Origin of the sequence: Arthrobacter sp. I3 (genome assembly GCF_000520575.1) — a bacterium.
GTDB lineage: Bacteria > Actinomycetota > Actinomycetes > Actinomycetales > Micrococcaceae > Arthrobacter > Arthrobacter humicola_A.
In genome coordinates this window covers 246,318-255,566 of sequence record NZ_KI914938.1, presented here as the reverse complement: position 1 = coordinate 255,566, position 9,249 = coordinate 246,318, and the positions used below count along the sequence as shown (strand labels likewise).

Annotated in this window: 9 protein-coding genes and 2 pseudogenes; 6 read left to right on the top strand and 5 right to left on the bottom strand. The window is 68.5% G+C overall.

Annotation, left to right across the window (positions count from 1 at the left end; all coding sequences use genetic code 11):
* Together Y706_RS25840 and Y706_RS27550 are read right to left on the bottom strand one after the other, a co-directional pair.
* The coding region (locus Y706_RS25840) for a glycosyltransferase family 2 protein (RefSeq protein ID WP_275450886.1) at positions 1–441 on the bottom strand (441 nt) is incomplete at its 3' end.
* The gene (locus Y706_RS27550; RefSeq protein ID WP_052355088.1) at positions 441–983 is read right to left on the bottom strand and encodes a WhiB family transcriptional regulator; all 543 of its coding nucleotides are present in this window, start codon (positions 981–983) and stop codon (positions 441–443) included. The genes Y706_RS27550 and Y706_RS25840, both read right to left, overlap by 1 nt.
* Positions 984–1,353: 370 nt before the next feature.
* Between Y706_RS27550 and Y706_RS0115960 the strand changes: the two genes are divergently transcribed.
* Positions 1,354–2,058 (top strand): TIGR03089 family protein, encoded by a 705-nt coding sequence (locus Y706_RS0115960; protein WP_028277390.1) that lies wholly within the window; start codon positions 1,354–1,356, stop codon positions 2,056–2,058.
* 33 nt (positions 2,059–2,091) lie between these two features.
* Here the strand turns inward: Y706_RS0115960 and Y706_RS0115955 are convergent, their stop codons facing one another.
* Positions 2,092–2,658: a GtrA family protein gene (locus Y706_RS0115955; RefSeq protein ID WP_028277389.1), complete on the bottom strand. Its 567-nt coding sequence runs from the start codon at positions 2,656–2,658 to the stop codon at positions 2,092–2,094.
* Positions 2,659–2,926: 268 nt separating this feature from the next.
* On the opposite strand from Y706_RS0115955, the gene Y706_RS25835 reads away from it, so the two are divergent.
* The 5 genes from Y706_RS25835 to Y706_RS0115930 all read left to right on the top strand — a co-directional run bounded on the left by Y706_RS25835 (position 2,927) and on the right by Y706_RS0115930 (position 8,693).
* Positions 2,927–4,075, top strand: a complete 1,149-nt coding sequence (locus Y706_RS25835) for a 5-(carboxyamino)imidazole ribonucleotide synthase (RefSeq protein WP_043436295.1) — start codon at positions 2,927–2,929, stop codon at positions 4,073–4,075.
* 83 nt (positions 4,076–4,158) lie between these two features.
* Positions 4,159–4,683 carry a 5-(carboxyamino)imidazole ribonucleotide mutase gene (purE, locus tag Y706_RS0115945; RefSeq protein WP_043436294.1) on the top strand — a complete coding sequence of 175 codons (525 nt, stop codon included), beginning with the start codon at positions 4,159–4,161 and terminating at the stop codon, positions 4,681–4,683.
* Between the two features lie 22 nt (positions 4,684–4,705).
* A complete protein-coding gene (locus tag Y706_RS0115940; RefSeq protein ID WP_028277387.1) occupies positions 4,706–6,346 on the top strand; it encodes an LCP family protein in 1,641 nt (546 codons plus the stop codon).
* Between the two features lie 81 nt (positions 6,347–6,427).
* Complete coding sequence (gene manA / locus Y706_RS0115935; RefSeq protein ID WP_028277386.1) at positions 6,428–7,717, top strand: mannose-6-phosphate isomerase, class I; 1,290 nt, start codon at positions 6,428–6,430, stop codon at positions 7,715–7,717.
* A 4-nt stretch (positions 7,718–7,721) separates the two neighbouring features.
* Complete coding sequence (locus Y706_RS0115930; protein ID WP_028277385.1) at positions 7,722–8,693, top strand: lipid II:glycine glycyltransferase FemX; 972 nt, start codon at positions 7,722–7,724, stop codon at positions 8,691–8,693.
* Between the two features lie 83 nt (positions 8,694–8,776).
* Here Y706_RS0115930 and Y706_RS0115925 read toward each other — a convergent pair.
* Positions 8,777–9,031, bottom strand: a pseudogene (locus Y706_RS0115925) (UDP-glucose 4-epimerase GalE); the annotation flags it as partial.
* A 1-nt stretch (position 9,032) separates the two neighbouring features.
* A pseudogene (locus Y706_RS30310) lies at positions 9,033–9,249 on the bottom strand (UDP-glucose 4-epimerase); the annotation flags it as partial.

Genomic DNA, 9,249 nt, shown 5'->3' with positions numbered 1-9,249 from the left:
CCCGACGTCGATCAGCCGCCGCTCGGCATGCCAGTCCAGCTGCTTGCAGCCTGCCACCGTGACCGACGGCGCCCGCTCGACCGCACGGAGGAGTTCGGCCAGGGCCTCGGGCGCCGGTGCGGCGTCGTCGTGCAGCAGCCAGATCCAGTCGGTGCCCGGCGCCGTGGCGGCGGAGCCCTCCGCAGGCCACGGCGCCAGGGCCTTGAGCCCGGCCATGACGGCTCCGCCCATGCCGGACCTGGGCTGGTCGAAGACTGTGACGTTGGCCTTGCCCAGTTCCTGTTCAAGGAGGGCGGCAGAGTGGTCGCGGGATCCGGTGTCGACACCGATCACGGCGTCGGCGGGCCGTGTTTGGGCCGCCAGCGCCGCGAGGGTCCTGGGGAGAAAATCACCGCCGTCGTGGGAGACCACGACGGCGGTGACTCGTACTTCTTGAAGAATTAGACTGCTCGCTTCCTAAGCCGGCGCCGCTCGCGCTCGGAGAGGCCTCCCCAGATCCCGAAGCGCTCGTCGTTGGACAAGGCGTACTCGAGGCACTGGGAACGCACGTTGCAGGCGCCGCAGACTTTCTTGGCGTCGCGGGTGGAGCCGCCCTTTTCGGGGAAGAAGGCTTCGGGATCAGTCTGGGCGCACAGGGCATCGGTCTGCCAGCCGAGCTCGCCCTCGTCGTCGAAGTCCTGCCGGGACGGCAGTCCGATCCAGACTGGCTGCCCGGCAGTGCCGGAACCGGGCGAATGGAGCTCCATCGGCGGGTCGAGGGGATCGGTGTCATGATCCGGGCCGGACAGGAGCTCGTCGTGCGCTGCGAGGAAGGCCGTGGCGGCCTCCTGCAGGGAATCCTTGGTGTGTTCGTTATAGCGGTCAGCTGCGTCCGGATCCGCCGGATCTACGTACCAGTCAGTCGGCACGCCGCGTGACCGGTATTTCGCCGTGGCCTGGCCGGCAACTACAGCATCTTCATGGATACGCTCTGCTAGCCCCATGGCGTCCCCCTCCTGATTTGCAGCCACTGCAAGACCCCCTTGGACACTCGGTTGAGTGCCGGTTTTTGTGCAGTGGCTTTAGATAACTAATTACACGCGTGTAAGTATCCGGGAGTCAAGCCACGGCGGAGATAATAATCAACTTGATACACAAAGTGGAGGCACGCCACGCCCGGAATTTTTTCGCCTCTCCCGCGAGAACCCGCGGAATAATCAGGGTACTGAGCACTTTTGGGGCTTTTCATTGAATTTTCGGGAAATTTTCCCGCGCCCTGCGCGGACCCCGCCGAACGCGGGGGCCGCCGGGGTGACGGACGTCACGGAGCCGGGGGCTGATTGGCCGTGACAACAGCCGTGGCAAGATGAGGGCATGAGCATTCCGGCAATCGACCTGATGACAGCGCTGCGCTCCGGCCAGGCCACGGCGCCCCGGCTGACCTGGTACGGCCCCGATGCGGAACGGGTTGAGCTCTCTGGCCGCGTGCTGGACAACTGGGTCGCGAAGACTTCCAACCTGCTGCAGGACGAACTCGACGCCGAACCGGGCATGCGGCTGCGCCTGGACCTGCCCGCGCACTGGAAGTCGGTGATCCTGGCCCTCGCGGCCTGGCAGCTTGGCATGGAAGTGGTCTTCGACGACGCGGAGGCGGACCTGCTGGCCACCGCGGACCCGGGTCCGGGCGCTGCCGCGGGCGGGTTCGACGCCGTCCTGGCCGTGTCGTTGCCGGCACTGGCCATGCGGTGGACGGGTGAACTGCCCAGCGGCGTCCTCGACTATGCCGCCGAGGTCCGCTCCCACGGCGACATTTTCATGCCCCACGTGGATCCGGAGGCGGAACGTCTCGCGGTCCGCACCTCCGACGGCGCAGTCCATGCACACGGGGCGCTCCTGGACGGTTTTGCCACGGCCCAGGACCCCGGACTGCGGCTGCTGGTTCCGGCGGCCGACGGCCTCGAAACCGTCCTTGCGCAGTCATTGGGAACCTGGAAGGCCGACGGTTCCGTGGTCCTGGTGCACCCCGAGGTAGAGGTGACCGGCAAACTGCGGGACGCCGAGCGCATCAGCGGGCGCTGATCCCCTGGCACTGACTTCCGGGAGGGCGGTTCCTTAGGCCGGCGGGCCGGGCAATTCGGGATCGTTGACGGATTCCCTGACGGCCGACGTGGCAACGGGCTGGGAGTGCGGGTGCCGTTCGATGATCTCGTGGTCGTGCGAGAACTCCGGCTCTGCGTCGAGTTCCTGGTTGAACACCAGGAAGCGGTAGGCAAAGAACCGGACCACGGTCGCGACCAGGATGCCGACCACCCCGGCCAGGAAGAGCATGTTCTTGTCGGTGACTCCCAAGCCGTACTTCGCGACGGCGGTCAGGCCGGTGGAGATGCCGATGCCGATCCCGTTGATGATGAGGAACATCACGAACTCGCGCAGCACGTTGGCCTGCCGGCGGTGCCGGAACGTCCAAAAACGGTTCGCAACCCAGGAAAAGACCGTCGCCACGCTGGCCCCGAAGAAGCGGGCCTTGGCCTCGCTGTCGGTCATGGGACCGTGCATCAGGTAAAACGTCAGTCCGTTGTCGATGACGAACGCGATGCCGCCGACGGCACCGAACTTGGCCACTTCGCGCCAGAACAGCGAGGCAAGCCCGCGCATGCGCTCGTTAAGTGTAGTAATCATGACCCTCCGTGGCCTTCTGGAACTGTCGGCCATTGGGCCAAACGCCCATTTTAGCGCCGTTTCCCGGGAGTCCGCCCGCAGCGGCCGCTCAGACGGCTCCCTGCGCACCCGGCGGCGGGCGCCGGGCGCGCGGGTGCGAAACCCCCGTCCCGGCACGGTTCCCGCGCTTGCCAATCCCCAAAAGCCGGGTTCCCGTGAGGTTTTCGGTAGGCTGGGACTTGTGACTTTTCCTGTAATCGGTGTTGTTGGCGGCGGCCAGCTTGCCCGCATGATGGCCCCTGCCGCGACCGCCCTGGGCTTTGAGCTCCGTGTTCTCGCCGAAGGCGAGGACGTCTCCGCAGTCTCTGCCGTGGCTAACGCCCCGGTCGGCGACTACAAGGACCTGGAGCATCTGCTCGAGTTCTCCCGCGGCCTCGACGTCCTGACCTTCGACCACGAACACGTCCCCACGGCGCACCTGCGGTCCTTGATCGATGCCGGCGTGAACGTCCATCCCGGCCCGGATGCCCTGGTCAACGCCCAGGACAAACTGGTGATGCGCGCCGCGATCGACCGGCTCGAGCTTCCGAACCCCACGTGGGCCTCCGTCGCCAATGTCGCGGACCTCGTCGCCTTCGGCGAGCAGACCGGCTGGCCGGTGGTGTTGAAAATGCCCCGCGGCGGCTACGACGGCAAGGGCGTGCGCATCGTTTCCTCGGCCGAGGACGCGGCGGCCTCCGCCGACTGGTTCGAGGCCATGTCCCCCCTGCTGGCCGAAGCCAAGGTGGAATTCAGCCGCGAGCTCTCGGCCATGGTCGCGAGAACGCCGGACGGTGAAACACGGGCATGGCCGGTAGTGCACACCATCCAGGTCGACGGGGTGTGCGATGAAGTCATTGCCCCGGCCCTGGACATCTCCATCGATGTTGCCGCAGCCGCGGAAAACGCCGCGGTCCGGATCGCCGGCGAACTCGGCGTGACCGGTGTCATGGCCGTCGAACTCTTCGAGACCCCGGGCGTGGGCGCAGGCTTCCTGATCAATGAACTCGCCATGCGCCCGCACAATACCGGGCACTGGACCCAGGACGGCTCGGTGACCAGCCAGTTCGAGCAGCACCTGCGGGCCATCCTGAACCTGCCCCTGGGCGCCACTGACCTGCTGGGGCCCGTCGTGGTGATGAAGAACTTCCTCGGCGGCGCCAACCAGGACCTCTATTCCGCCTTCCCCGCCGCCCTCGCGAGCGAGCCGGCCGCGAAGGTGCACTGCTACGGCAAGGCCGTCCGGCCCGGCCGGAAGATCGGCCACGTCAACCTGGTCGGGACCTCAGCCGCCGACGTCGACTCCGTGCGGCAGCGGGCCACCACCGTGGCCGACATCATCCGGAACGGCCGGGCCCACGCCGGCGCAAGGCCGGCAACCTCCGAGGAGACCGCATGAGCACCGCAGCCAGCCCCAAAGCCAACGAAGCGGGAACCCCCCTCGCCGGCACCCGCGCGGACACCCCGCTCGTGGGCCTCGTCATGGGCTCGGATTCGGACTGGCCGGTCATGGAAGCCGCCGCCGAAGCCCTCGCCGAGTTTGGAATCCCGTTCGAGGCCGACGTCGTCTCGGCCCACCGGATGCCCACGGAGATGATCCGCTACGGCCAGAGCGCCCACGAGCGCGGTCTTCGCCTGATCATTGCCGGCGCCGGCGGCGCCGCGCATCTTCCCGGCATGCTGGCCTCGGTCACTCCCCTGCCGGTGATCGGCGTCCCCGTGCCGTTGAAGACCCTGGACGGCATGGATTCCCTGCTGTCCATCGTGCAGATGCCGGCAGGCGTTCCGGTCGCCACCGTCTCGATCGGCGGCGCGCGCAACGCCGGCCTCCTGGCCGTGCGCATACTGGCCTCGGGCACGGATGAACTGGCAGTCCAGCTCCGGGCGGACCTCCTGGAGTTCGCCCAGGAGCTGAATGACGTCGCAACCCGGAAGGGCGCGAACCTGCGGCACAAGGTCAGCGAAGTGTTCGCCGCCGGAAACGTCACCCCGCGTAGCGGCAATTAAGGCAGCCATTAGGAATCCCGGCATGAGCAGCAGCTACGCCCCCACACACCGCCCTGAGCAGTCCGGGCGGGCACTGGGCGATCCGGTCCGGCACCCCTCCGGCGCCCCGTCCCCGGTGCTCACCAAGCGGGCGTTCGTCCTGATCCTCATGACGCTGCTGGTTCCCGGCAGCGCCCAAACCGTCGCGGGCAACCGCCGGCTTGGCCGGGCCGCGCTGCGCGTGACCTTTACGGTCTGGGCGCTGGCCCTGCTGGCCGTACTGCTCCTGCTCGTGTCCCGCTCCACGCTGATCAACCTCCTCACCGGCACGGTGCCTTCGCTCTTGCTGGTGCTCGGCTTCGCCTGCCTGGCCATCGGCTGGGCCGCCCTGTTCCTGAACACCTTGCGGCTGATCCGGCCCGGGATGCTGGCGCCCAGGATCCGTCCCGCGGTGGTGCTGGCGCTCGTGCTGGCCATGATCCTCAGCAGCGGATCCCTGGGCTACGCGGCCTATCTGCTCAATGTCAGCCGCAACGCCATCGGCAGCATCTTCTCCGGCTCCGGCCCCACCCTTGAGCCGTCCGAGGGCCGGTACAACTTCCTGATGATGGGCGGCGACGCCGGAGCGGACCGCACAGGCCGCCGGCCGGACAGCCTCTCGGTGATCAGCGTCGATGCCAAGACCGGCAGCACGGCGATCATCTCCGTGCCCCGCAACCTCCAGAACGCCCAGTTCAGCGCGGAGTCGCCGATGCGCCAGGTGTACCCGGATGGCTACAACTGCGGCGACGAATGCCTGATCAACGCGATCAACACCGAGGTCACCAACCAGCACCAGGACCTCTATCCCGGGGTGGCCGACCCCGGGGCGCAGGCCACCCTCGAAGCGGTGTCCGGAACGCTGGGCATCAAGGTCCAGGCCTACGTGCTCGTGGACATGGACGGTTTTTCCAAGCTCATCGACGCCATGGGCGGCATCCGGATCAAGGCCGGCGGCTGGGTCCCCATCAGCGGGCCGATGGTGGATGAGGCCAACGGCATCCACGGCATGCCGGACGGCTGGATTCCGGCCGGAGACCAGACACTCGACGGCTTCCACGCCCTCTGGTACGGCCGGTCCCGGGAATTCGTGGACGACTATGCCCGCATCCAGCGCCAGCAGTGCGTGCAGCAGGCGATGCTGAAGCAGCTCGACCCGGCAAAACTGCTGGCCAAGTTTGAGGACATCGCCAAGGCCGGCACCAAGGTGGTCGAGTCGAACATCTCCTCCGGCCAGCTCGGCAGTTTCGTGGACCTGGCCATGAAGGCCAAGGGACAGGACGTCAGCCGCCTGACCATCGGTCCGCCGGACTTCGACGCCGCCTTCTCCACGTCCCCGGACTTCGACGTCATCCACGCGCGGGTGGCCAAACTGCTGGCCAGCCCGTCCGCCGGTGCCGCAGCTGATGACCACGCCGTTGACGATGCGGTCCTGCAGCCCGGAACGGCCGCCGGGCCGGTCTCCGCCGCCGGCCCCCTCCCGGCCACCGATCCCCCGCCCGCGCCGTCGGACTTCACCCCCGTGACCACCACGCCGGACGGCGAGCCGATCACCGAAGAGATGCTGAACCAGTTCAAGCGCAACGGCGACGAGCAGTCGATCCGCGACCTCGTCGCCACCAACGGACAGTGCGCACCGCTCTAACCCCGGGCAGCAGCCTTGAGCGCAGCAGTGCGACCACATTTCTTTGACGAGACATTTCATTGATCAGACAGGGACCAGGCCATGTACGAACTTGAGAACGTCCTCCGGCCCTACGCCTGGGGCTCCCCGACGGCCATCGCGGGGCTGCTGGGCAGGCCGGCTTCCGGCGGTCCCGAAGCGGAGCTTTGGATCGGCGCCCACCCGGACTCCCCGTCCGTCGCGCTGACGCCGGCGCCCGGCGGTGCCGGCCGGCACGCACCCGCAGCGAACGACGGCGGACGGCTGCCACTGGATGCCCTGATCGCCGAGGATCCGGAACATTGCCTGGGCAGCGCGAGCGTGACCGCTTTCGGTCCGCGCCTGCCGTTTCTGCTCAAGGTCCTCGCGGCCGAGGCGCCCTTGTCCCTGCAGGTGCACCCGACGCTCACCCAGGCCCGGGAGGGCTTCGCGCGCGAGGAAGCCGCCGGCGTCGACCCCGCCGCGACGGAGCGCAACTACAAGGACGATAACCACAAGCCCGAAATGATCTTCGCGCTGACTCCGTTCGAGGCCCTCTGCGGGTTCCGGCCGGCCGCGGAATCCCGTGCGGTCTTCCAGCATCTGGCGGCGTGCTTCGAGCTCGCCGGGCTGGAGCTGCCGCCGCTGGTCCCGCTGCTGCTCGAGGACCTGGCGCAGCCGGACGAACCCGCGGCCCTGCGCGCCGCCTTCGAACGCCTCATCACCGGCGGCGGGGACGTCGCCGAGGCGACGGCGACGATCATCGCGGCCCTCGTCTCCGGTGCCCCGATGGCCGGGCACGAGGCGGCACTGTCCACCGCGGTGAGCCTGAACGGCCGGTACCCCGGAGATCCGGGCGTGCTGATTTCCCTGCTGCTGAACCGGATCTCCCTCGCCCCCGGTGAGGCCGTGTACCTCCCGGCCGGCAATGTCCATGCCTACCTGCACGGCCTCGGCATCGAGGTCATGGCGTCCTCGGACAACGTCCTCCGCGGCGGGCTCACGCCGAAATTCGTCGACGTGCCGGAACTGCTGAAGACCGTGGCGTTCGAGGCCGTCGCCGTGCCCATGCTCCCCGCCGAGACCACCATGCTGGGCCAGGAACTCTTCCGGCCGCCGTTCCGGGAATTCCAGCTGCAGCGAATTGTTGTGGCGCCCGGCGCGGAGCCCGTCCCGCTGGCGCAGTCCGGTGCCGCCGTCGTCATCGTCACCCACGGCTCCGTCCGCCTCGACTCCCCCAAGGGCGAGCTGCGGCTGGAACGGGGCGCCAGTGCATTCCTGCCCGCCGCCGAGGCACCGGTCAACGTCCATGCCGTCTCCGGCGCCACCGGCCCCGCCCTTGCATTTGCCGTCACCACCGCATTGGAAGCCTGACACCATGGATTATTTCCTGCAGAGCCCGCAGTGGGCACAGTTCCAGCGTTCGCTGGGACGCACCGTCCACGAACAGTCCGGGCCCGGGTGGCGCTTCCTCGCGGTCGAGGAATCCAATCCGGCCGGCAAACTGCTGTACTCCCCCTACGGCCCGGTCGCCGAGTCACTGGCAGCCTTCGACGCCGCGCTGGCGGCCCTGACGGACCTCGCCCGGAGCAGCGGGGCCGTGTTTGTCCGCGTTGAGCCGGTCACCGCAGGGTTCACCGCCGCCGAGGCCGACTCGGTACTCCGCAGCCGCGGCCTGCAGCCGGCCCCGGCCAGCCAGCAGCCCGAGCTCAGCTGGATTGTGGACCTCGACCGGGATTTCAAGGACGTCCTGGCGGATATGAAGCCGGCGAACCGGAACTTGTTCCGCAACATCCACAAGAAGGGCGTGACGTTCCGCTCCAGCCAGGACCCGGCAGAGATCGCCGTCCTCCTGGAGTTCTTGCACATGACGGCCGCGCGCAACGGCTTCAAGCCGCAAAGCGACGAGTACCTGACCCAGGTGGCCCTCTCGCTGATGCCGGCCGGCGCGGCGACGCTGTTCATCGCGGAGCTCGACGGCAACCCCATCGCCGCAGCCCTGGCCTACGACTCGGCCGACACCCGGACCTACGCGCACGCCGCCCTGGACGACACCCACCGCAAGCTCAGCGCGGGCATCCCCCTGCTTGTCACCTTGATCGCGGACGCCCAGGCGAAGGGTCTGAAGCACGTGGATCTCTGGGGCGTGGCGCCGGAGGACCAGCCCGACCACAAATGGGCCGGGTTCACGGCGTTCAAGAAGTCGTTCGGCGGCCGCGGGATCGCGTATCCCGGAACGTGGGACCTGCCCGTCCGGAAGGTCCGCTACGGCAGCTACCAGCTGGCCCGCAAAGGCGCCCAGCTCGCGAAGAAGCTGCGCGCCCGGTCCCGGGCCCTCGCTAACCGCTAAGGGCCCAGCAGGCGGCACCGGCTACCGGGTCACCCCGGCCAGCCGGGCCGCCGTGTCCCGGTGGCCGGTGTTGGTGGCGGGCGTTAGTTGGCCGTGATGGCGTGCCGCTGGGCGTCGTAGGCGCTGGCCACCATCTGGTCCACGGAGTGCCGCATCTTCCAGTCGAGATCGCGGGCAGCCAGCGTGCCGTCGGCCACGATCCGGTCCGGATCCCCCGCCCGCCGCGGACCGATTTCAGGTTCGAAGTCGATTCCCGTGACGTCGGCCATCGCCGTCATGATCTGGCGCACGGACAGCCCGTCCCCGGACCCGAGGTTGTACACCCGCTCCAGCGGCTTGTTAGTTGGCCGTGATGGCGTGCCGCTGGGCGTCGTAGGCGCTGGCCACCATCTGGTCCACGGAGTGCCGCATCTTCCAGTCGAGATCGCGGGCAGCCAGCGTGCCGTCGGCCACGATCCGGTCCGGATCCCCCGCCCGCCGCGGACCGATTTCAGGTTCGAAGTCGATTCCCGTGACGTCGGCCATCGCCGTCATGATCTGGCGCACGGACAGCCCG

Coding starts and splice junctions, on each gene's coding strand:
- Y706_RS0115955 (WP_028277389.1), bottom strand. CDS start 2,658: ATGATTACTACACTTAACGAGCGCATGCGCGGGCTTGCCTCGCTGTTC.
- Y706_RS0115940 (WP_028277387.1), top strand. CDS start 4,706: ATGAGCAGCAGCTACGCCCCCACACACCGCCCTGAGCAGTCCGGGCGG.
- Y706_RS0115930 (WP_028277385.1), top strand. CDS start 7,722: ATGGATTATTTCCTGCAGAGCCCGCAGTGGGCACAGTTCCAGCGTTCG.
- Y706_RS25835 (WP_043436295.1), top strand. CDS start 2,927: ATGATGGCCCCTGCCGCGACCGCCCTGGGCTTTGAGCTCCGTGTTCTC.
- Y706_RS0115960 (WP_028277390.1), top strand. CDS start 1,354: ATGAGCATTCCGGCAATCGACCTGATGACAGCGCTGCGCTCCGGCCAG.
- Y706_RS27550 (WP_052355088.1), bottom strand. CDS start 983: ATGGGGCTAGCAGAGCGTATCCATGAAGATGCTGTAGTTGCCGGCCAG.
- purE (WP_043436294.1), top strand. CDS start 4,159: ATGGGCTCGGATTCGGACTGGCCGGTCATGGAAGCCGCCGCCGAAGCC.
- manA (WP_028277386.1), top strand. CDS start 6,428: ATGTACGAACTTGAGAACGTCCTCCGGCCCTACGCCTGGGGCTCCCCG.